This is a genomic window from Bacillus tuaregi (assembly GCF_900104575.1).
In the GTDB taxonomy this organism is placed as follows: Bacteria; Bacillota; Bacilli; order Bacillales; family Cytobacillaceae; genus Bacillus_BD; species Bacillus_BD tuaregi.
In genome coordinates this window covers 1,018,118-1,039,846 of sequence record NZ_LT629731.1, presented here as the reverse complement: position 1 = coordinate 1,039,846, position 21,729 = coordinate 1,018,118, and the positions used below count along the sequence as shown (strand labels likewise).

The window sequence follows — 21,729 nt, the reverse complement described above, 5'->3', positions numbered from 1 at the left end:
TAAAAAAACCCCTTTTTCTAGTCGACAATGGCAATGTTATAGTCATTGCACCAATGATGAAACTGTACGAGATAGGCCAAGAGCTGTGGTCCTGTCATCAGTTGACCAAACCATGGTTCCTTAAAGGAAGCACCCTCTGACTCCACAATCTGTTTAAGCTTCTTCGCATCAAAAAATTCATATAATGCTGTATTTTTATCCTTTAGAATCTGTTCAAGCATACCTTTTACCATTTTTCGATATACAGGGTGATGTGTTTTAGGATATGGACTTTTCTTCCGATATAAAACCTCATCTGGAAGCAGCCCTTCTAATGCCTTTCGTAAAATGCCTTTCTCGCGGTTCCCGGTCATCTTCATATCCCAAGGCACATTCCACATATATTCCACTAAGCGATGGTCGGCAAATGGAACCCTAACCTCTAGACTCGCCCCCATGCTCATTCGATCTTTCCGATCTAGCAGAGTCGTCATAAACGAGAGCATATTGATGTAAAACAATTCTCTTCTTCGATTTTCTTCAGCACTTTCACCATCAAGTAAAGGAGTTTCTGCAACTATTTCCTTATATTTTTCTAACGAATATTCCTGAAGCTTTAATTTATTTTGCCAATCTGCCTTTAGTAAGTGATGTCTTTCATTGATTGACCTCATCCATGGAAACCCCGTCCGGCTTAAATCATCTAAACGATGAAACCACGGATATCCTCCAAATATCTCATCGGCGCATTCCCCTGAAAGACTCACCACAAAATCCTTTTTGATTTCACGACAGAACCATAGCAGTGATGAATCAATGTCAGCCATTCCAGGTAAATCACGAGCATGTACGGCTTCATGTAAATATTCTGCAAGATCCTTCTGCGAAATAATACACTGGTGATGTACCGTGTTAAACGTATCGGTTATTTTCTTAATAAAGACTCCATCAGAATTAGGCTGAAATGCATTTGCTTTGAAGTATTGATCATTCCCTTCATAGTCAATAGAATACGTGTGAAGTTGGCCCTTCCCTTCATTTGCAAAGGTATTCGCTGCGATAGCTGTAATCGCACTTGAATCCAGACCACCGGAAAGAAACGTACAAAGAGGTACATCAGATACTAATTGTCTTGTAACTGCATCTTTAAATAAATAACGAATTTTTTCAACCGTTTCGGCAAACGAATCATGATGCTCTTCACTTTTCACATTCCAATAGCGCCAGATTTTTAATCCGTTTCGCGAAAATACTAAACTATGACCAGGTCTTAACTCTTTCACGCCTTTGAAAACTCCCACTCCTGGTGAACGGGCAGGACCAAGTCCAAACACTTCCGCTAACCCTTCTCGATTAAGGGCAGGCTTAACATCTGGGTGTGCTAGGATGCTTTTAATTTCTGAACCAAAAATAAACCCTGTGGCTGTTTCAAAATAAAACAATGGTTTAACTCCCAGCCTATCTCGGCCGATAAATAATAAATCCCTCTCCTGATCCCATACTGCAAAGGCATATATCCCATTTAAATAATCCACACAATTTTCTTTCCATTCCATATAGGCAGCTAACAGAACTTCTGTATCAGAATGACCATGAAACGAATATCCTTTTAGTAGCAGTTCTTTTCGGATGTCCTCTGTATTGTATAACTCACCGTTATAACATATCGTGTATGGATGATCCTGGTTTGTTTTAACCATTGGCTGCTTACCGCGCTCTGGATCGACTACGACTAAACGTTTATGTCCAAATCCAACATGCTGAGCAGTCCATAAATTTGTATCATCAGGTCCTCTTTTTGCCAAAGTTTCCGTCATCGATCTAATGATTGCAGTATCATTTTGTAAATCCCTGTGATAATCCACCCAGCCTGTTATGCCGCACATCTTGCTCACCCTTTCTTTACGGAACCTTGTCGCTTAGTTCTCTTTACTTACTTTATGCAGAAGTACTATTTTGGTTATTTGTCCCGAAAAACAAAATTGGGGTTTAAAACCACTTGAATATGTCTAGAAATAGAAAAAGAAAATGAATTCCCCTGATTTATGGGGTTTATATACGGAGGTTTTTATACGGAGGTCTTATAAACCATGAACAAACAACAGCGTACAAAACTTATCGAATATCAACAGCGCGCCTTCACTGAAGGAAGCGTTGAGTGCATAAACGACCAATGGGTTTTTTTTGATGAGGAAACAGAGGAAGCTGCGTTATTAGATGTCTGGCTTCACGAGGAAATAGAAGTATTTCGCTTAAACCGTTGGCGCAAAGGCATATTATGCAAGGATGGAAAAATCCAAAAAGACCAAGAGACCATTCATTTAAAAGACCAGGATATTGTTAGGATTCGGAAAAATTTAGTCTTCTCGTTAGAGCGCCTTTTAGAAGAAGTAAATGATGATGCTTTTTATCAATTTATTACGAGTTTAAATACAATGGACTTTTCCATTTACGATTGTATTTACTGCTATAATCAATTGACCTTTCTTAATGACAGCAAACAAAAGAGTGGTGTAAACTTTATAGTTTTTGATAATGGTGAATTGATTTGCTCTGTTCATCATCATTTTACCTACTTCGAACAAACAAATGACCGCTTTGAGTTTACATTAAGTACGGGCAAAAGAATGGTCATTGAAAAAATAGGTTAGTCCCTTACAAAACAAAAAACTGCCGTATCTGGCAGTTTTTTGTTCGCCCGTCGAATTTGCGTCCGGATTACCTGAGCTCGCTCGGGTAAACTACCTTTAAACAATCGCAAGACGCGCCGGAGGCTTAACTTCATTCAGCCGGGGTTTGAACCCCACTGAATCGAAGTACCATTTGCATTCATCCCCCACTTGTAGAAGTGGAGGACTTCTGTACCTGTCGCAAGCTTTCGGTACAAAAAGCATTTGCTGAATGAAGTTAAATATAAAAACCTAACGGTAGTGAAAGCCCTAGGTAAACAACGGCTACAAAGGCAATCACGAATAATAACCAGGCTGCCCCGGTTGATTTTCCTTTAATCGTAGAAGCAAGCACCATCTCAAAAAATCCAATTACAATAATTCCAAGAATCGCCTTAATCCAGTGCATGGTGCTGATAGCAGTCATATCTACTAGCATCATTACACCTGTTGCAATAATGAACAAATAGAAGAGACGCAGAATCATTTGTACAATCTTTAAGCCACGCTGTTTTCCCGATTTATGCAGACTTATCGCGATAAAAAATAAAATCAATGCCAGTACCCATGTTGTGATATGTGCATGTGTCATACTCTATATCCTCCTTCAATCCAATTCGAAAATATCATACCATACCCTTATAAAAATGCCTATTTATATGCTATTTATCATGTTTAACTAAGAAACATCTTTTGTTTGTTTGCGTAAAGGTTGCCTTTTAAAATAGGTAAAGCTTCGCCAAATCCATTCTGCAGGTCCGAAATGATAATGAGCAAACCACAGTCGGCTAAAAATGCATTGTAGCAGGTAAATGATAAACACAAGCAAAGTACCAACCCATACAGAAGTTTCGCCGTACAACCCTAAGCCATAGGAATAAAAAATCAATGTTGCAATGATGGATTGTAATAAATAATGGCTAAAGGACATTCTGCCCACATATGATATCAAGGTGAAAGCCTTATTTAATGGCTGTTTTTCAGTAAAAAGAGCAATCATTAAACCATAGGATATTGCCAGCAGCGGTCCGCCGAACATATCCTGAATGTAATTTGTTCCTATATTTGTCCATATGTATGGTAATAGTTTTAGAGACAGCCCTAATAGAAAGGAAATGATAAGCGTTATCCACAATCCCCTACGACAGGCTTGAATTCTTTCAAGCCATTTATATTTTGCAGCACTTCCACCGATGAAAAAGAGCGGTAAGATGGTGAATAACATCATAAACAATCCAAACATATTATTTGTGTATGTCCAATCAGCTACACGCTGTATGGTAATTTCCAGATAGCTTCCATTCTGGTATCGATCTATTGACTCGGCAGACAATAAAGGATGATATGTGGAGAGTTCCTCTGCCGGTGCTATAAGCATGGATAAAAATAGCAATGCAGAAAGCAAAAGATTGGGTAATAAATAAACCATATTCCCCAATATCATCAGGGTCCGCCCACTCAACTTCACAAACAAAAGAAAGAGAAATCCAAATAGAGCGTAATTAAATAAAATATCCCCATGCCAAATAAAAATCGCATGAATGAAACCGACAATCAGCAGCAAAAATAACCTTCTAATAGCTATAGGTGTAAAAGACAAATTCTTGTTTTGAACCCTTTCTCTGAAGATGACAAGTCCATAACCAAATAGCATGGAGAACAGTGGATAAAAGCTTGCTTGGACAAATATATCAATAAAGATATAGAATCCTTTATCAACCGAATCCTGCCACCATTCAATGGGATCAATATAAAGTAATGGTGAATGAAATGAAAGCATATTAACGAGAAAGATGCCAAGGATAGCCGTCCCCCGCATAACATCCAAAGAAACGATGCGTTGTTGTTCTCGAATAGGCGATAAATCTTGCTTCATACATTAGCTCCTTTTCATTAATGTCACTCCTTTATTATAGACCCTCCTATTCAACTACTTCGTAAATTTTTTAATTAAAATATAATTCAATTAGGCAAATGTGCACCTTCCTGCCCTAATAACATACAATGTAAAAAAGCTGGGCAAGAAAATCCTATCCTTTCCCAGTTGAATTAACAAATAAAAGGGTGTTAAGCATATGCCGGCTATCGTAGGCGTTGTTCAAGTGATATCTATTGGATCAGCTGCTGTTTTTCATATCGGTGATGTATATAAAATTTCGACGTTTTCCAATGCTAAAACCTTCGCTGGTGCAGGATCCTTTAATCTTGGTGAGAGCCTCTTAGTTCAAAATCAGAATAGCTCAACAAATACTTTCGATCAAGATACGATTGATCAAGGAAACTTTTTTAATGTATAAATGTATTTCTTAATCATGATACTATCTATCCTCTTTATCAAAAAAGCAAAAGGATAAGAGTGGTGAAATAAATGAATATTTATGTTCAGCAATCTATTTCAATCAATCATTTAAAAATCACTAATATTACAAACTCTTCTGTTCTTCAAATCGGCAGTGCTGGGATTATCAAGCCTGCTTCCCATCTTTTCAATACAGGAGGCTTTACTGAAGCTGCTCCACAAGCAAGCACACCAAATACTCAAATACAAGAGTCGGCCATTACATTAGTTCCGTCAGCTATTACCCCCTGAATGAGGGCAATACCTAAAAAGAACTGTGAGGTGTGAAGGATGAATAAAGATATCTATCAGGTTATTCAATCAATGCAGACTTTCGTAATGAAACAAAATGAAACATTGCGCAGTTTACAAAAACAAATCAACTCGTTGGAGAAGAAGGTCAAAAAACTGGAAGCTCGTCCTCCTGTTCATGTCGAGAAGATGGAATACAAATTTGATCAATTAAAGGTTGAAACATTGGAAGGTACATTAAATATCGGTTTAAACCCGGCTGATTTACAAGGGATAGACGACCTTTCCATTGCAGAGAAACCAACCACTGTCACACCACAGGAACGAATGCACCTAGTAACAGATATCGAAACTTCCCTTCGCGAATATCTTGAGACAAATCTACAGTCCATTATTGAAGACGCTGCACAACAGCTTCACCAACATGTTAATGAATCCTATCATGATTTTATCTTCCAGGATATAAAAAAGCAGCTTCCAAATAGAATTGAGTTTTACTTAAATCAGCCTCCAGCTAGAAAAGATGAGGCGGCTGAACAACGACGAGAACGGATTTTAGAAAGTTTGAAAAAGGAGATTCATCAAGGTGTTGTAACCTTTCTACAACATCTTCCAGAAAATATGAAAGGAACGAAAAAAGAATGAATTTTGAAGTGGTAAATCGTGAAATTTGCGTTGGAGATATTCGAGTAATGGGGATAGCCAGCTCTTCCATATTACTGGTAGGTGATGCCAATTCTATTCAGCTTAGCTCAATGTTTGACACACCAGCGGAGTCCTTAATCATTGGACCGTTTGTTCCGCTTCCTGCTGGGGGGTAATGGAAAATTATGATACGTACTTCGAAAGTAGATAACCTAAAGATAAATTCCACCGGACTATCTGCTGTCATTCATATTGGGGATTCTAACCATTTAAATACATTTGCCCGTGTCCTTGCCATTCAAAGGCAAAAAGAGCTTTATTATGACAACGAAGGCAACTTCAAATTGTACGGAATTTTTTCCCGCCCACTTCCTATTCCTCCTTTAGATGAAGCCATAAGGATTAACTCCGTATCTCTAAACCCTCTAATCAAGGTTGGTTCAATTAGCGCTGTTGAAGTGACTGCCTCATCTATACTGCATATTGGAAGCTCTGACAATATTCAAGCAGAAGCGAGAACCCTTCACATTAGACATATAGAAACAGTAGAAAATAACAGTGACCAATCTATAGAGGAGGGGTAAAAATGCCAGCAATTGTTGGTCCTGTACAAATCATAAATATTGGCGGAGGAAATGTTCAATTTGGTGATGCGTTAAATATTGCACCAAAAAGCAATTCAAAAACGACCTCGGGATCTGGAGGAGGAAATACTGGCGGGTTTGTCTGTACCACTGACGGGATTAGCGTAACAAACCATTTTGATACAAATCTCATTGACCAGCCAAATGTAGGGAATAATTAGACTAACGAATTCTTACTTCTTTGAAAAAACCGGCAGGCTACCCAGCCTGCCGGTTTTTAACGTTCTAATTTTAATAGATGTGCACCGTCAAAGAAAAATAAGTATCTTTCTTTAATTGGTCGCTTATAAATTTGCTCAACCGCTTTTGTATAGAGATCGATTTGTACACGATAGCGTTTTTCTAGTATCGGTCTTGCCTCGTCAAAACCGCCTTTATACCGATCGGATATCCCATCTGTCTTATAATCAAGCAGTACTAGACCGCCCTCATCCTCAAACAGACAGTCAATAATCCCTTGTACAAGAACCGGTTCATCATCTCCCGTCCAATCCTCGTAAGCCTCCACAGCCGGAAGCGACAAACTGAAGGGAACTTCACGCTTTAATACCTTTGCCGATATCATTCTTTTTCCTAATGATGTCTCAAAAAAAGAACTAATTAAACTAGGATCAATTACAGACATTTGCTCTTCCGTCAGGAGCTCTTTGCTAACCATAGCTTGAACTAGCTGCTTAATGGCAGTCTGATCAATTGGTGTCGTGAAATCAACATGCTGCATTACCATATGCATGGCTGTCCCAATTTCAGCAGGTGAAAGAGCTTTTTCCTGCATAAAGCGTGGTCTATTCATTAATGGTTTTTTAAATCGTCGTAACAGCTCTGTACCACTAGTCTCGTCAGACGAATCCTTCTGCCTTTTAATTTCTGAAACAGATTGTTTAGAGCGGTGTGATGACGCACTTATATATGGATACTGCCACGACAGTCTTGCTTCTATTTCCATTTTATAAGGAGAGGACAGTGGCATTGGTTCCCCTTGTATCACTTTTTCTAGCCAATTATGATCAGTTGCTGCTTCTTCCTCATCTAATAAGGCTGCCTCTTTAGCATTCATAATATCAATCTTCCAGCAGGATGGATGCTCAATCAGGGCTTGTGGAATCAGACTTGATGCCTTTAATCCTTCATCTATAGGTAACTGACAGTCCCGATGTCTAATAAGTGATGGTCCGACCCAATCAAGGTAGCTGTCTGCAGAAGCTCGATCATAATCCTTTAACAGCCAATCTGGATGCTCAAGTGTCTGCTCCCATTTGGCAAGCCGTTTTTGAAGACTTTTCACTGATGAGATTAAAAACAATCTTTCCTTCGCACGTGTTAACGCAACATAGAGGACACGCATTTCTTCTGCCAGCAATTCAAGCCTTTTCTTCCGTTTAAAGGCTAATTGAGGCAAAGAAGGATAGGTAATTCGTTTATCAACATTTACATATTTCGAAGCAAATCCATATTCTTTGTCTAGTAAATAGGGCTTTTTCAAATCCATCATATTAAATTGTCGACCTAAGCCGGCAACAAAAACAACAGGAAACTCAAGCCCTTTACTGCTATGGATAGTCATGATTCGAACGACATCCTCCTGCTCTCCAAGTGCACGTGCAGCCCCAAGATCATCTCCCCGTTCCTGCATCCTTTCAATGAAACGAAGAAAACGGAACAAGCCTCTAAACGAAGTAGCCTCATACTGACGGGCACGATCATATAATGCTCGTAAATTTGCCTGTCTTTGTTTACCGCCCGGTAGACCACCGGCAAAATCATAAAAGTGAGTATCTCGGTATAGCTGCCATATTAAAGAGGAAAGAGAACCCTGTCTGGCCATAGACCTCCAGCTATCTAGCTTCAAGAGAAATGGCTTTACTTTATCATATAGTCTCTCATTTTCACCTACTGATTTACTATGGCAGAAGGCTGATAATGCATCATAAAAGGTCCCATTTTTTTCCTGAATCCGGATTTTCGCCAACTCTTCCTCGTGCAGTCCGACAATTGGTGAGCGAAGGACAGAGGCAAGCGGAATATCCTGATATGGGTTATCAATGACCTTTAATAACGACATCATAATCGTAATCTCTGTAGCCTGAAAATATCCGGTGGAAAGATTTGCATAGACTGGTATCCCCTGCTGTTTGCACTCCTCCATGATCTGCGGTGCCCAAGTCATTGAGCGTAGTAAAATCACAATATCCTTATACATAATAGGTCTGCTGCTGTTTGTTTTTGGATTAAAAACGGAAGCTTTTTCAGCAATCATGGCTTTAATTTTCTTAGCCATCATCCTCGCTTCAAGCTGTGATTGTGCAAGTTCAAGCTCATCAAGGACAGCATCGGCTACTTCACTGCTATCTTCTTTTGCATCATTTTCATCCTTTTCCAGATCAATCAGCAATAACTCAACCGGATATGAAACATCCTCCGGGTATGAGGCTCCTTTGACAAGCTCGGCTGCTTCGTTATATTCAATTTCACCGACATTAACTCCCATGATTTGCTTAAATAAATAATTGGTTCCGGACAAAACCTCATGACGGCTACGGAAATTCTTTGCTAAGTCAATTTTTAACCCACTGTCCGCTCCATCATCTGTGAACCGCTGATATTTTCCCAGAAAAAGATTGGGCTCTGCAAGCCGAAAGCGATAAATCGATTGCTTCACATCTCCCACCATAAAAAGGTTTCCTGTATTCTCGTCTTCCTTTGTGACAAGCTTGATAATGGATTCCTGGACCAGGTTTACGTCCTGGTACTCATCGACAAGAACCTCTTTAAATTGATTACGGTAATAGCGGGCAGCATCAGATGGAGCCAGACTACCAACCTGTTTCGCAGCAGGATCAAGTAGTATCTCAAGGCAATAATGCTCTAAATCCGCAAAATCCACCAATCCTTTCTCCCTTTTTACAGCACTGAAGCGCTCTGAAAAGCTGTGAACAAGCCTTGCCAGTGTCTCAATAACCGGCTTCATCTCTTTCATATCCTGTAGAAAGCTCTCAGGCTTTCGAGAAAAGAATTCATTCTGCAAATCCTGGAGCTTCTTCTTTGCACTCTCACGTAACTTCTGTGCCTTATCTATCAGCTCTTTCTTAAATTCATCTCCACGACAGGTTTTTGCACGGGAAAATGACCAGCTTTGCATGGCTTGATATAAGGTACCCCACGAATCCTTGCAGGATGCCAGCATCATATCGACAATTTTTATATCATCTATAAAGTTTTCTGCCCTTGGAGCAGGACCTCCTGGCACTTTCGTTAGAGCAAGCCCTTTTTCTAGCATGCCCTTGACTCCTTCGAGCTGAAGCTCTATATCAAAAAGACAGGCCTTCATAAAGGCAAGATTATCTATCGAAACTTCGTTATCAACAGCATACATTTGAACTATTTTTTGCAAATATCCCCCAGGATCCGGATTTGCACGAGCAAAGTCATATAGGTCCCGTATGATATCCATCAATGCCGTATCACTGCGGTCATTAGTAAAGCTATCGACAAGATGGAAAAACTCTTCATTATTTTCTTTACCATATTCTTCCTCGAACAGCTCGTCCATAACCTCATCACGTAGTAGCTGTCCTTCTGTTTCATCCGCAATCCTAAATCCTGGATCAACATCGATGACATAGTAATATTTTCGTATCACCTCTAGACAAAAGGAATGAATCGTAGAAATGGATGCCCTATTCAATAAACTGAGCTGTTTTCGTAAATGGTTGGACGCAGGATCTTCATTAATGGCTTTCTCCAATGCTTCACTAATTCTGTGACGCATTTCTGCTGCTGAAGCGTTTGTAAACGTAACAACTAAAAGCTCGTCTACATTAATGGGCGCTTCCTTAGACAAGACCTTCTTAATCATTCTTTCAACTAATACAGCTGTTTTACCTGACCCGGCAGCAGCTGCAACCAATATATCCTGTCCATTTGCCATAATGGCCTTCCATTGGTCATCGGTCCATGTTGCGTTTTCAGGCTTCGGTGGTATTTGGCTTATCCCCATTTTCTGCTACCTCCTTTCTCATCAGTTCAAGCGCCTCTTCTCTTGAACGAGGAACAAGTAATCGGTATTGATTATCTTCCATGGATTCATCAAATTGACAGACTGATTTATATGAACAAAACGTACAGGCTGTTTTATCCTTCAGTTTATAAGGTGCGATTTGTACATCGCCTTTTGTTATGGCATTTCCTGTTTTCACATACATTTGCCGCACAAATTCCCGCATATCAGTAAATTCTTGAATGCTAGCAGTTTTTGAACGCTTTGATAATGTTCCATCTTTTTTTATTTCTGCTGGGACAATATCTGACGCACCTGAGTCAAGACTTAAATCCATTAACCTGATGGCATTTTCATCGCCTAGCACGAGTCCGTTCATTTTAAACTTTTTAAAGATTTTCTCTTCGATTGCGTCAAGCGTCAGGATTTCATTTGAGCTTATCATTGGATTATGGACGTGAAAATAAAAGACTCCTGCCGGAATAGCATCAGCACCGACTAAAGATTTTGAATGAGTCATGATGATATCTAAATAGGTCAGCATTTGCAGGGCCATGCCATAATAAACCTCACCGAGATTTAATTCCTTTGTGCTTGATTTATAATCAAGCACTCGTAAATAAACACCATTCTCAGCCTCAGCTTTATCAACACGGTCAATTCTTCCTACTAGCTCCATCTTCGTCCCATTACGGAGCTGGAAGGACAAGGGTGGAAGTTCATTTCTAGGACCAAAGCCAAGCTCGAGTCCGACCGGTGAAAAGCCGCTTACCTTAGCATGCTCACTTAATATCATGGAAGCACGTGTAATAATTTGTTCCAGCTTCCGTTTAATATAGGCATGACGATTGGAGCTCAGAAGGATTTCATTTTGCAGTCTTGGCGCCAGTGCCTCTACAGCGGCTTTGGCTAATTTCGCTGACTGTTCCTTTGTGAGATCCGCCCAGGTTAGATGATTATTCATGACCGATTCAGCAATAAACTTTAAGGCTGAATGAAATAGATCACCAATATCAGGTGCTTCTAAACGAAAGACACGTCGGTCCTTGAGGCGTAGGCCATGCTGAGCAAAATGGGAAAATGGGCAGCCTTGAAAGAGTTCCATTCTCGACACACTTGCCTGAATGACATCACCATATAACTCCTGACTCATCTGCTCAGAAAGGGGCTTGGCTGGATTTTTATAATCCAGGCTGGACAGAACAAGGATAGCCCTTTCCTTATCACGACCAGATACATACCAGTTATATACATCCCACCAAAAATCAGCTAATGGATAGTTCCGTTTTTTTAGCTGCAGCTGTGCTGTTAAGTAAGACAAGCTTCTATTCCGATGGGAGATATACTCAAGCTGTTCATGATCAGCCAACTCTGATGGATCTGCCATATAAAGCAGCTCATGGTGATTTGGGAAAAAATCCTGAAGTCTTTTTATATAAAGGGATGGTATCAAGGCCTTTCCCTCTTCATTTGCTAATGGATAACTAATATACAAGCATTCAGAAGGTGTTACAAATGCTTTATAGGCGATAAATTCTTCATCTAATAATCGAGTTTTACTTGAATGAGCCATTTTCAAACCATTCATAAGTAATTGTTCACGGTCTACATCAGCAAGAATCCCATCATCTGTAAATTTAGCAGGCAGCACTCCTTCATTTAAACCAATAACAAAAGCTGCTTTTACCTCGGAGAAACGAGATTTCTCCAAATCTCCTGCCAATACTTGATCAATTGCTGGTGGAACAAGGGAAAATCTTAGTGCTTCCAGCCCTGCATCGAGTATTTTCGAAAATGACTGCAATGTGAATTCTTCTTCACCTAGAATCTCAACAAATTGATCTAATATATCAATAATCGAATTCCAGGCCTGATCGTGTTCCCGTGCCTTAACAAGATTTCCCTTTTCTTCTTCTGTAAATTTCCATTTTTCCAACTTAGCTGGTATATCTAATTCCTCAAGGAATAAATATAAGGCTTCTCCAAGCAGTCTCCCCGTCCCAGCCTTTTTTAAGCGCCGTGACAAGCGTAAAATCGGAGCAGTAACCATAAGCCGAAGCTCATTTAACTCCTGTTCCTTCCGCTTTTCTCTATCTGTTTGAGCGATATTTTCGTATTCAAGTCCCCGAATTCTCCGATAAATCCAACGCTCCCGTTTCGTCCATTTGTCCCCTTTAATTCCATAGGCTAACACATAATTTTCAAGGCTGTCCATCTGCTCGCGCAGTCTAGCGCTATCCTGCCCAAGAGGGAATAACAGCTCCGTTTTAATGGCTCGAAATACCGGTTCATACCGCCAATTCCCATTAAGTATTTCCAGAACAGAACGAATCAGCTCAACAAGAGGATGATTCAGCATCGTTCTCTTTTGATCCATAAAATAGGGTATCTGATAATCGCGAAAAATCGTTTCAATAAGTTCATGATAGTCCTGTCCGTTCCTCATAAGCAGAGCAATATCACGGTATCGATAGCCATTGTCTGAAACAAGGCGCTTAATATTTCGGGCAATTCCCTCGATTTCTGACCTTCGATTAACAGCCTGAGCTATATAAATTGAGTTTGGTTTATTGAACGTACGGGCAGGCCTAGAATCAAAATGGGCTTCTAGGTGCTGTAATGCCTCATTCCCCCACCTTTTAGGCTGATCTAACATGACTTCCTCAACAGGAATTTTGTTTACCGTAGCAATCTCATATAATGTTCGGCAATTCTCCCCTGAAAGGCGGAACAAGTGTAAATCATCCGGCGCTTGATTGCGATAAGAGCGTTCTAAGGTTAACGTAATGGTTACCTGCTTACATTGCTTCATAAGCTGCTCAATCACCATGTATTCCTGCGGTGTAAAACTGTAGAAGCCATCAATATAAATTTCCGCTGCTTGTAAATAAGTGGATTGAGAGATTTTTTCAGAAAGCAACCGAAAATAATCTTCTGTATCAACATATTTATTGGATAATCCTGCTTCAAACCCTTCATAGATTAGCTGGAGGTCATGCAACTTGTCCTGGAGAGTGTGATCGGACAACTGTTCCTTTTGTTCAATTAATTCCTCTGGTTGAACACAATAGCGCTTAAATTCAACAAGCATTTGCTCCATCTGACTGATAAACCCGGTTTTATCAGCAGCTCGTCCAAACAGCTTGAACTCTTCTTTTTTCTCCTCCAAGATTTTTTGAATTAGCATATTAATTCCCGTACTATTTAAATGATAGCGACTGATACCGCCGGTCTCTTGAAGTACTCGCCAAGCAAGACGTGTAAAGGAGAATACCTGTGCCCGAATCATTCCACCTAAGCCGGGTGTATTAATTAATTGATATTCTGATAAAAAGGTCATCTGGTCTGGTACTAAATAGATAAGCGGATGTCCCTCTGGGTTTTCCGCTAATTTTTCTCGTATTTCATCAAGACATGTCGAAGTTTTCCCACTTCCCGACCGTCCAATTAATAAGCGTACTGACATCCCTTCCTCCTCCTCCTATGATTTTGTCTAGTAAACATATTAACACACAAACCTTATGAATAATGACAGGCGATATTGTTAATTTCTTACGAATAATCAATCTGTTTAAGCCTGCCTTCTACTACAATCAACCCCGCTTAAAAAATCAGCACTGTAATTGAACAGAGCCAAAAGAATAAAAAAAGATTCGTTATCGTATCACGAATCCTCTTTATCACTATTATCGTTAGAAAGAAACCGCTACTTCATCCATTGGCCAATATCTTAGATTGACCTTGCCAACTACCTGTTCAACGGAAACAAACCCAAATTCACGGCTGTCCCTGCTGCCTAGCCGATTATCTCCTAACACAAAAATCATATCCTCAGGTACCGATTGTTGTCCAGTCAGTTCATAAAGAGTAAAATTACCTGTCAAACGACCGCCAAAGGTCTGCTGTCGATATTTTTCTAAATAAGGCTCTTCATATTTTTTTCCATTAATAAAAAGCTGGTCATCCAGATACTTTATTTCGTCACCAGGAAGTCCTATCACACGTTTTACATAATCTTCACTCTCATTTGCGTGAAAAACAATCACATCAAATCGATGCAGTTCGCCTATTTGATAACCAATCTTATTGACTACTAGCTTATTTCCGTCCTGGAGAGTCGGCATCATCGATTCCCCTTCTACCACATAATTCGAAAAAAAGAACATCCGGATAAATGCAAAAATCACTGTACCAATTGCAAGAGCCTTCAGCCACTCAATACCTTCTTTCTTGATTTCCTCCTTCATATGCACCGATTCCTCCACTTATTGTAATCCACTTTATCGACTAGCCTTCTTGCCTGCTATGTTCTTTATCCATACTCTTATTTATTTTTACTTCCACTATCTTCCCAACATACCAAAGAATAAAAATAACCAGTCCTACCACAGCTGTTCTGAATGGCTGTGTCATAAGTGATTTTAAATCATGTCCAACAAAGCTGATGGTAAAAATCATCACCAATTTTCCCGTCATTACTGCTAACATGTACTGATATGTACTAATCTTGGAGAGTCCAGCAACAATGTTAACAATCGCAGAAGGAGTAAATGGAAAGCATAGAAGGATAAATAACGGACCGAAGCCATGACGTTCAACCCACAGCATCAGTCTTTGCACCTGACGATGCTTCTTAATAAATTGTAGGATTCTTTTCTGACCAAACCTTCTCACTAGTAAAAAGACTAGCAGTGCACCTGTACAAGCACCAATCCATGAAAATAAAAAACCAAACCATAAACCAAAGGCATTTGCATTTGCCATGACAAATAAAAATAGTGGTAAAAAAGGCAGAAATGCTTCAAGCATAGGAAGCAATATACCTGGAAGTGGACCAAAGGATCGATATTCATGGATTAATGCCATAATATTTTCAAATGTAAACCATTCTTTTAACATATCAAAATCCATTCATGATAACTCCCGGCTCTATACAAAACAGAATATTCAATTTGACTTACCCACCCATTTTTTGAATTTCATAAGTAAAAGGAATCCCCTATCAACAATATCAACATCGAAGAAAAATAACCCTTTCATTCATTTTACACCTGGTCTAGATAAATGGAAAAGAATAACTCTTACTTTGCTAAAAAATCTCCTATTGCATCCGTGTTAGCCTCGATATCTATCCGAAGGACTTCCCCTATCCCGTTAATTCGTTCCGGTTTAAAGGCTCCATCAACAGGAATACGAAATGTTTCAATATTGCGATTGTCCTTTGAAATATAATCCTTCCCTATATATATAATATCTGATGTATCCATATTTGTATTCACGTATGGAGCCATCACTCCAACTAATTTCGGCAGCCTTGATAGTGTTTGAAAGGAAGCAAACTGTGAGGCCACTTCCTTCATTGTTTTTTGCTGTCGTTTAACCCGATCAAAATCCCCCATAGCATCGTATCTAAACCTTACATATGAAAGAAGATGAGCTCCATCAAGTCTTTGTAATCCTGGTTCCAATGGTACATCTAAATAAGCCGACATCGCTTTTTCTACTTCAATTTCAACTCCGTTCGGAAACGCTTCATCAATTAAGTGAATGAACCCGTCAAAATCCACAATGGCATAATATTTTATATCTACATTCAAATTTTCTTTAATCGTTTGTCTTAATAATTCTGGCCCACCAATAGCAAAGGCTGCATTAATTTTATTTTTCCCATGATTAGGAATATCAACATAGGTATCCCGCATGATGGAAATTAGTTTATAGGTGTGTTTTTTCGGATGATATTGGGCGATCATGATTGTATCTGACCGTGCGCTTTCTTCACCTCTTGAATCACTTCCAATGAGAAGAATATTTGTTCCACCATACTGGTCCTTGTCCCCATTAAATTCAAATACTTCCTGTTCAATCGTGGATTTTTCCTTAGCATGGTTGAAACCTTGTTTATATTGATAATAGGCATATCCAAAGGTAACAACCATCATAAAAAATAATACCCATATCGTTACTTTAAGCAATCGATTTTTACGCTTCTTCTTTAATCTTTTTTCCTGTTGTTTTTTTTCATATCTCATCATCAATTAACCCTTCCTAAAATAGGAGAAGCGAAAAGATTGTCATCATCTCCCATTTTATGCGTGATATAAGTTAATAGTCTACTTATTCATTTTACCTTAAAATAGCCTCAAGAACTAACATATTACTAGGTTAACAAGCCTTTTCAAAAGGCTATTCAACAAAAGTACTTGAAATAGAAAACAGAATGAATTAAGATAAATACAGAACAAGCGTTCTTGTTGTTAAAGGAGGTTTTGGATGATGACCAGAATCCCAGAGAAGGATAGAAATATGATGGAGCAAGCAATTTATTTACCTATGGTTCTTACCATCTTAAATCGAGATTTAGTTGTTGTTAATGCAAGTCCATTTAAATTAAAGCAACCTTACACTGAGCTAATTGAAGAAACCATGAAAGTCATTCAGCAGGAACTAAGAGAGATCAAGCAATACATGAAGGATAGGAGCTTGGCGGTTGAACAAGTTAGTCATGATCATGCCTTTACTGGTTTCCTGTTTTTATATAAGGATTATCAGGAACAGCATAATTATTTTAATCCCCGTATTCGAAACAGGGTTCAAGAATTGCTAAGCTTCTATCTGTATAAAAGGTTTACTTCTTTTATAGCAGAGCATACCCCCCATCCATAGACACAAAGTAAAAGAGAAGCATGTTAAATAATTCACATGCTTCTACATTCTTATGATCCCCTAGGTAGCAATTTAATCTTCTTTCACTCCCCCATATTCTGGGCTGTTCTCAGAGGCCTTCGAGACAAGTCGATATCTCGAGAGGGAGACCCGTTCCTGACCACCACTCTGTTTTTTCTGCATCAGATTCGTACGTAGTAAAGCCGTTCTAAGCATTTGGTTTTCAAAGGTATAGACTGAAGTGGGAATGATAACTGTTTTTTTATTTCTAAAATAAACGAGGGTAGTGGCTGAATCGATTTTTTCATAATGTAATACATGCACGTGGGATACCCATGCACAACGCTTACTTAAAGGAGAAGCAGTTGGGAAAAAATATAGCATATTGGTGGAATCAATCGTAATGGGGATTTTATGGGTGAAGCCAATTAATTGTCTGCTCCCTTCCTTACGACCTTCATAACTCGAACAAAATGATCGGCAGCTCTTCTTAATTAGCTCAAGCGGCTTTAATGGGGAAAATTGATCTACTTCAAGATCATAGATCTGTGAATACAGCTTACTGCCATATTCCATTGGAAGTATTGCCAGTGTCGATCGGCTAATTTGATATTCCTCAATGATTTCTGTTTTTACCATATAATTTTCATCTCCTTTTATTAAAAATCCAATTACTATCATATCATCTATATTCCATTTATTTCTATATAATCATACTTTCTTCTTAATATATACATATTTGTCGATATGACAAAATATTTTCTAAAAATTTTTAAAATTCAGTTGATTATCATGCGATAATTCCATATAATATAAAAAAGCACCCGAGGTGATTTCCATGAAAGAGAATTCTTACACAGAATTAATGAAATCCAGTGCCATGAACAAAAAGAAATTTAAAGAAAACTACATTCTAGATTTGTACATTGAAATGTTCCTAACTGAAATCCTATTAAAAGCAGAAAAAGAAAGTTTATTGGCGCGTATTGACAAAGCAATCGACGAACGAAATACCGACAATTTTTATGTACTATCTGAACAATTCAAAGAACTTAGCAAGCGTTTTGGAACATAGAAATACCTTGGAGTCATTCTTATGTTTACCCCCTCCATAACTCTCCTAACGCCTGTCAATGTGAATTATCAACTAACCGTTCTCCTTTTCCAACTGAAACATCCTCCTTTATCCTTAAGGAGGATGTTTTTCCATTTCTGTATTCTTTATTCCCTCTGTTTTATCTCATATTCTTCAAGAGCTGTAATCCTTTCCAGCATTGTTGGATGACCATAGATGAATACCTTGACAAGAAATGGTGGATTTACTTGACTTAAACCTGCGCGCGATAATTCTTGAAATGTGGTTACACCTGCTTCAGTATTCCTCGTCATTTCAATTGCATATTCGTCCGCTCTTGATTCCTGATAGCGGGATATCACGTTCGAAAGGGGGCTTGAAACAAACATAAGCATGGAAATAATCAGTAAAAACAGTGGCAGAGAGCGTAGGTCACTGACAGCTGTTATTCTGAATGCCTCACCATAACGGGTAACTGCCCAATTCATTAATTTTGCAGTTAAATACAGGCCAACTAATGAAAAAAGTAAGCTAGTGGCAATATTGAAATAAATATGTTTCTCAATATAATGGGCCATTTCATGCGCCATGATAAACAAGATTTGCTCATCACTTAATTTATGAAGCGTTGTATCCCACAAGACAATCCTCGCGTTTGATCCTATCCCTGTCACATATGCATTTAGTGCATTTGTTTTTTCTGACATATTTACTTCAAAAACATGATTCGCCGGAATATCTGCCTTTTGTGCCAGCTCAATAATCTCCGCCTCAAGTTCCTTATTTTTTAACGGATAAAAATCATTATAAAGAGGGTCAATGACGACTGGCTGAAGAAATGTCATAAACAATGTAAATGGAACTGAAAGCAACCATGCATACAGCCACCATCGTTTTGCACTCTTCTTCATTAACCAATAGAGCACCGAAACAAGGATAAACATAATACCAAAGTTCACCCAAAAATCCATTAATTCTTCCTTCAGCCAGGATGCAAAGCTTTGTGTTGATATGTGGTAGCTTTTGGATAAATAATAGCTGATGTAACTAAACGGCAGCATGGCAATAAATGAGAAGAATGACAGCCAAAGTAAATACACGGCTGTTTGTAGCCATTTCTTTTTCGCTGTTACTTCGGACCAATCATTAAATGCTTTTGATAGACCAAGTAATAAGATAAACAAATAAAAAAGCCATTCATATGGGGTGGATAAAAAAAACAATAAATAGCGAATCCGTGAATATTCCTCACTTAAAAAAAGCTCCCGTTCATTTAAAAAAGTGGATGGATCTGCATGCGTTCCTTGATACTCGAAAGGTAAACTTGAATCTGCAAAATAAAATAAATACCAATAGAAAAACAAACCAAATAGAAAATATGCCAGTACCCCGTACAGCCCTATCCTTCTTGCCATTCTTTTCCCCCTTCCTGCCTCCTTGATATGTACAAACAGCTTATTATTAGTTTAGTAGGATTACTATAAATTAGAACCAGTTTTAGTAGCAGAATAAAAAAAGGAGGCCGACATAATGGTCAGTCTCCTAAATTAATACTGCTCTGTCACTGTTCATTTTTTCTCCACGAATACGTTGGAACTCTTCTAACAGTTTTTCAACCGTTAATTGTTTTTTATCTACTTCATTTGCCTTAAAGATTACTTGACCTTTATCCATCATGATGAGCTTATTTCCCAAATCAATCGCCTGTTGCATATTGTGAGTTACCATTAAAGTTGTCAGATTGTTTTTCTGTACAATCTCCCTTGTTAAATTGGTAATTAACTCTGCCCTTGATGGGTCAAGTGCTGCAGTATGCTCATCAAGGAGAAGGATTTTAGGGTCTGTGAAGGTTGCCATTAACAATGAAAGTGCCTGTCGTTCTCCTCCTGAAAGAAGACCAACCTTTGCCCCTAATCGATTCTCTAACCCCAAATGGAGCGTTTCCAGCTTAGCTTTAAAAAAATCCCGTCTTTTTTTTGTCACACCGATGCTTAGTCCACGTTTTTTTGTTCTGGCAAAGGCAATCGCTAAGTTTTCCTCAATCGTCATAGTTGGAGCTGTACCTGCCATTGGATCCTGAAATACACGTCCAACAAGTCTAGCCCGATTATGTTCCCTTATATTTGTCACATTCCTCCCATCAATATAAACCGTGCCAAGGTCAGTAATCATTTTGCCAGAGATAATATTCATTAACGTAGATTTCCCTGCTCCGTTACTGCCGATAACCGTGACAAAATCTCCTGGATTCAATTGAAGTGTTAACTCTTGGAGCGCTATTTTCTCATCTGGAGTACCTTCATTAAACACTTTAAAAATTTGATTTAAATGCAGCATCGGAATCACCTCGATTTCTTTTATGCTTTGTAGGCCTGCTTCTGCTCTATTGACTGCAGCATTCGCTTCTTTTTCCGTTGTTTTTCGATTCGGCTATGATTTATCTTTGGAAGGACTAAGGCAAAAATAACAATAATGGCGGTGATTAGTTTCATATCACCTGTTTCAAGGAAATCAACACGAAGTGCCATTGTGACAATCAATCGATATAAAATAGAGCCTCCGATTACAGCAAGTGTAGCTCTCACAATTGTCTTTGCCCCAAATACTGCCTCGCCAATGATGACAGATGCAAGACCAATAACAATCATTCCGATTCCCATTCCTACATCACTGAAGCCGCTGTATTGAGCTACTAAAGCACCTGAAAAAGCCACCATAGCGTTAGCAAGTCCAAGACCTAATATTTTCAGTCCATCAGTGTCAGCTGAAAAGCTGCGAATCATCGTTTCATTATCACCGGTTGCCCGGATAGCTAAGCCAATATCGGTTTTGAGGAAGAAATCGAGTCCCTTTTTTACAAGAAAGGCTAGAACAAGCATGATGAGGAGGATTCCCCAAGTCCTTGGTACCAGATCTCCGAGACCTATCATTTGAAATAATCGATTGATTCCCTCATCTATTCTTAAGCCCTGCCAAAAGCCAATCAGCTTTGTAAAGACAGTTTCCTCTTGAAGAAGTGGAACATTTGATTTTCCCATGATACGTAAATTAATCGAATAAAGTGCAATCATCATTAGAATTCCGGATAATAAAGGATTAATTTTCCCTTTCGTATGGAGAAGCCCAGTTACGCAGCCAGCTATAAAGCCAACAACAATAGCTAATATCGTTGCCAAAAACGGGTCCATTCCCCCAACAATTAATACAGCAGCAACCGATGCTCCCGTTACGAATGACCCATCAACCGTCATATCGGGGAAATCTAATATTCTAAACGATAAGTAAACTCCTAAAGCCATCAGTGCATAAATGGCACCTGCCTCAAAGGAGCCAAAAACGGCGTTAAACATGTGAATACTCCTTTCTGCACAAACTAAAGACACTAGAGCAAGGGTTCGAACAGTGCCTCTTTAGACCGCCATTCATATGAACAAAAGGAGGGGTCCCAAACAGAACCCCTCGCT

21 protein-coding genes are annotated in these 21,729 nt (G+C 38.9%); 9 read left to right on the top strand and 12 right to left on the bottom strand.

Annotated elements, in window-relative coordinates:
* Nucleotides 1-17: 17 nt before the first annotated feature.
* Complete coding sequence (gene asnB, locus BQ5321_RS07300; protein ID WP_071393867.1) at nt 18-1,865, bottom strand: asparagine synthase (glutamine-hydrolyzing); 1,848 nt, start codon at nt 1,863-1,865, stop codon at nt 18-20.
* A 204-nt stretch (nt 1,866-2,069) separates the two neighbouring features.
* Here asnB and BQ5321_RS07295 point away from each other — a divergent pair, with 204 nt between their 5' ends.
* Nucleotides 2,070-2,630, top strand: a complete 561-nt coding sequence (locus tag BQ5321_RS07295; protein ID WP_071393866.1) for a DUF2777 domain-containing protein — start codon at nt 2,070-2,072, stop codon at nt 2,628-2,630.
* 256 nt (nt 2,631-2,886) lie between these two features.
* Here BQ5321_RS07295 and BQ5321_RS07290 read toward each other — a convergent pair whose 3' ends face one another.
* A complete protein-coding gene (locus BQ5321_RS07290; protein WP_071393865.1) occupies nt 2,887-3,240 on the bottom strand; it encodes a YisL family protein in 354 nt (117 codons plus the stop codon).
* Nucleotides 3,241-3,327: 87 nt separating this feature from the next.
* Complete coding sequence (locus tag BQ5321_RS07285) at nt 3,328-4,524, bottom strand: DUF418 domain-containing protein (protein ID WP_071393864.1); 1,197 nt, start codon at nt 4,522-4,524, stop codon at nt 3,328-3,330.
* Nucleotides 4,525-4,723: 199 nt separating this feature from the next.
* On the opposite strand from BQ5321_RS07285, the gene BQ5321_RS07280 reads away from it, so the two are divergent.
* The 6 genes from BQ5321_RS07280 to BQ5321_RS07255 all read left to right on the top strand — a co-directional run bounded on the left by BQ5321_RS07280 (nt 4,724) and on the right by BQ5321_RS07255 (nt 6,688).
* Nucleotides 4,724-4,945, top strand: a complete 222-nt coding sequence (locus BQ5321_RS07280; RefSeq protein WP_071393863.1) for a spore germination protein — start codon at nt 4,724-4,726, stop codon at nt 4,943-4,945.
* Nucleotides 4,946-5,016: 71 nt separating this feature from the next.
* Nucleotides 5,017-5,238, top strand: a complete 222-nt coding sequence (locus BQ5321_RS07275; protein WP_071393862.1) for a spore germination protein GerPB — start codon at nt 5,017-5,019, stop codon at nt 5,236-5,238.
* Nucleotides 5,239-5,277: 39 nt separating this feature from the next.
* Entirely contained in the window at nt 5,278-5,883 is a 606-nt protein-coding gene (gerPC, locus tag BQ5321_RS07270; RefSeq protein WP_071393861.1) for a spore germination protein GerPC, read from the top strand.
* Entirely contained in the window at nt 5,880-6,059 is a 180-nt protein-coding gene (locus BQ5321_RS07265) for a spore gernimation protein GerPD (protein WP_071393860.1), read from the top strand. The genes gerPC and BQ5321_RS07265 overlap by 4 nt, the downstream gene beginning before the upstream one ends.
* Before the next feature lie 9 nt (nt 6,060-6,068).
* Nucleotides 6,069-6,467: a spore germination protein GerPE gene (locus BQ5321_RS07260; RefSeq protein WP_084786677.1), complete on the top strand. Its 399-nt coding sequence runs from the start codon at nt 6,069-6,071 to the stop codon at nt 6,465-6,467.
* Between the two features lie 2 nt (nt 6,468-6,469).
* Nucleotides 6,470-6,688: a spore germination protein gene (locus BQ5321_RS07255; RefSeq protein ID WP_071393858.1), complete on the top strand. Its 219-nt coding sequence runs from the start codon at nt 6,470-6,472 to the stop codon at nt 6,686-6,688.
* A gap of 56 nt (nt 6,689-6,744) precedes the next feature.
* On the opposite strand, the gene addA is transcribed toward BQ5321_RS07255, so the two are convergent.
* From addA to BQ5321_RS07230, 5 genes are all read right to left on the bottom strand, one after another.
* A complete protein-coding gene (gene addA, locus BQ5321_RS07250; protein WP_071393857.1) occupies nt 6,745-10,524 on the bottom strand; it encodes a helicase-exonuclease AddAB subunit AddA in 3,780 nt (1,259 codons plus the stop codon).
* Nucleotides 10,493-13,990, bottom strand: coding sequence for a helicase-exonuclease AddAB subunit AddB (gene addB, locus BQ5321_RS07245; protein ID WP_071393856.1), 3,498 nt, complete (start codon nt 13,988-13,990; stop codon nt 10,493-10,495). The genes addA and addB overlap by 32 nt, the downstream gene beginning before the upstream one ends.
* 226 nt (nt 13,991-14,216) lie before the next feature.
* Entirely contained in the window at nt 14,217-14,771 is a 555-nt protein-coding gene (gene lepB / locus BQ5321_RS07240; protein ID WP_071393855.1) for a signal peptidase I, read from the bottom strand.
* A gap of 40 nt (nt 14,772-14,811) precedes the next feature.
* Nucleotides 14,812-15,435 (bottom strand): TVP38/TMEM64 family protein, encoded by a 624-nt coding sequence (locus tag BQ5321_RS07235; RefSeq protein WP_071393854.1) that lies wholly within the window; start codon nt 15,433-15,435, stop codon nt 14,812-14,814.
* 170 nt (nt 15,436-15,605) lie between these two features.
* Nucleotides 15,606-16,559 (bottom strand): LCP family protein, encoded by a 954-nt coding sequence (locus BQ5321_RS07230; protein ID WP_071393853.1) that lies wholly within the window; start codon nt 16,557-16,559, stop codon nt 15,606-15,608.
* Nucleotides 16,560-16,800: 241 nt separating this feature from the next.
* Here BQ5321_RS07230 and BQ5321_RS07225 point away from each other — a divergent pair, with 241 nt between their 5' ends.
* Complete coding sequence (locus BQ5321_RS07225; protein WP_071396809.1) at nt 16,801-17,190, top strand: YhjD family protein; 390 nt, start codon at nt 16,801-16,803, stop codon at nt 17,188-17,190.
* 72 nt (nt 17,191-17,262) lie between these two features.
* Here BQ5321_RS07225 and BQ5321_RS07220 read toward each other — a convergent pair whose 3' ends face one another.
* On the bottom strand, nt 17,263-17,829 hold the full coding sequence (locus tag BQ5321_RS07220) for a competence protein ComK (protein ID WP_071393852.1): 567 nt from the start codon (nt 17,827-17,829) through the stop codon (nt 17,263-17,265).
* A gap of 199 nt (nt 17,830-18,028) precedes the next feature.
* Between BQ5321_RS07220 and BQ5321_RS07215 the strand changes: the two genes are divergently transcribed.
* Nucleotides 18,029-18,265 carry an IDEAL domain-containing protein gene (locus BQ5321_RS07215; RefSeq protein ID WP_071393851.1) on the top strand — a complete coding sequence of 79 codons (237 nt, stop codon included), beginning with the start codon at nt 18,029-18,031 and terminating at the stop codon, nt 18,263-18,265.
* A gap of 146 nt (nt 18,266-18,411) precedes the next feature.
* Here the strand turns inward: BQ5321_RS07215 and BQ5321_RS07210 are convergent, their stop codons facing one another.
* From BQ5321_RS07210 to BQ5321_RS07200, 3 genes are all read right to left on the bottom strand, one after another.
* Nucleotides 18,412-19,680 (bottom strand): M48 family metallopeptidase, encoded by a 1,269-nt coding sequence (locus BQ5321_RS07210; RefSeq protein ID WP_071393850.1) that lies wholly within the window; start codon nt 19,678-19,680, stop codon nt 18,412-18,414.
* Nucleotides 19,681-19,807: 127 nt separating this feature from the next.
* Nucleotides 19,808-20,602: an ABC transporter ATP-binding protein gene (locus BQ5321_RS07205; RefSeq protein WP_071393849.1), complete on the bottom strand. Its 795-nt coding sequence runs from the start codon at nt 20,600-20,602 to the stop codon at nt 19,808-19,810.
* A gap of 20 nt (nt 20,603-20,622) precedes the next feature.
* On the bottom strand, nt 20,623-21,615 hold the full coding sequence (locus BQ5321_RS07200; protein ID WP_071393848.1) for an ABC transporter permease: 993 nt from the start codon (nt 21,613-21,615) through the stop codon (nt 20,623-20,625).
* Nucleotides 21,616-21,729: the final 114 nt, after the last annotated feature.

Coding starts and splice junctions, on each gene's coding strand:
- BQ5321_RS07260 (WP_084786677.1), top strand. CDS start 6,069: ATGATACGTACTTCGAAAGTAGATAACCTAAAGATAAATTCCACCGGA.
- BQ5321_RS07295 (WP_071393866.1), top strand. CDS start 2,070: ATGAACAAACAACAGCGTACAAAACTTATCGAATATCAACAGCGCGCC.
- asnB (WP_071393867.1), bottom strand. CDS start 1,865: ATGTGCGGCATAACAGGCTGGGTGGATTATCACAGGGATTTACAAAAT.
- BQ5321_RS07285 (WP_071393864.1), bottom strand. CDS start 4,524: ATGAAGCAAGATTTATCGCCTATTCGAGAACAACAACGCATCGTTTCT.
- BQ5321_RS07220 (WP_071393852.1), bottom strand. CDS start 17,829: ATGGTAAAAACAGAAATCATTGAGGAATATCAAATTAGCCGATCGACA.
- BQ5321_RS07265 (WP_071393860.1), top strand. CDS start 5,880: ATGAATTTTGAAGTGGTAAATCGTGAAATTTGCGTTGGAGATATTCGA.
- addB (WP_071393856.1), bottom strand. CDS start 13,990: ATGTCAGTACGCTTATTAATTGGACGGTCGGGAAGTGGGAAAACTTCG.
- BQ5321_RS07255 (WP_071393858.1), top strand. CDS start 6,470: ATGCCAGCAATTGTTGGTCCTGTACAAATCATAAATATTGGCGGAGGA.
- BQ5321_RS07210 (WP_071393850.1), bottom strand. CDS start 19,680: ATGGCAAGAAGGATAGGGCTGTACGGGGTACTGGCATATTTTCTATTT.
- BQ5321_RS07230 (WP_071393853.1), bottom strand. CDS start 16,559: ATGATGAGATATGAAAAAAAACAACAGGAAAAAAGATTAAAGAAGAAG.
- BQ5321_RS07280 (WP_071393863.1), top strand. CDS start 4,724: ATGCCGGCTATCGTAGGCGTTGTTCAAGTGATATCTATTGGATCAGCT.
- BQ5321_RS07275 (WP_071393862.1), top strand. CDS start 5,017: ATGAATATTTATGTTCAGCAATCTATTTCAATCAATCATTTAAAAATC.
- lepB (WP_071393855.1), bottom strand. CDS start 14,771: ATGAAGGAGGAAATCAAGAAAGAAGGTATTGAGTGGCTGAAGGCTCTT.
- BQ5321_RS07200 (WP_071393848.1), bottom strand. CDS start 21,615: ATGTTTAACGCCGTTTTTGGCTCCTTTGAGGCAGGTGCCATTTATGCA.
- BQ5321_RS07225 (WP_071396809.1), top strand. CDS start 16,801: ATGACCAGAATCCCAGAGAAGGATAGAAATATGATGGAGCAAGCAATT.
- BQ5321_RS07290 (WP_071393865.1), bottom strand. CDS start 3,240: ATGACACATGCACATATCACAACATGGGTACTGGCATTGATTTTATTT.
- gerPC (WP_071393861.1), top strand. CDS start 5,278: ATGAATAAAGATATCTATCAGGTTATTCAATCAATGCAGACTTTCGTA.
- BQ5321_RS07215 (WP_071393851.1), top strand. CDS start 18,029: ATGAAAGAGAATTCTTACACAGAATTAATGAAATCCAGTGCCATGAAC.
- addA (WP_071393857.1), bottom strand. CDS start 10,524: ATGGGGATAAGCCAAATACCACCGAAGCCTGAAAACGCAACATGGACC.
- BQ5321_RS07235 (WP_071393854.1), bottom strand. CDS start 15,435: ATGGATTTTGATATGTTAAAAGAATGGTTTACATTTGAAAATATTATG.
- BQ5321_RS07205 (WP_071393849.1), bottom strand. CDS start 20,602: ATGCTGCATTTAAATCAAATTTTTAAAGTGTTTAATGAAGGTACTCCA.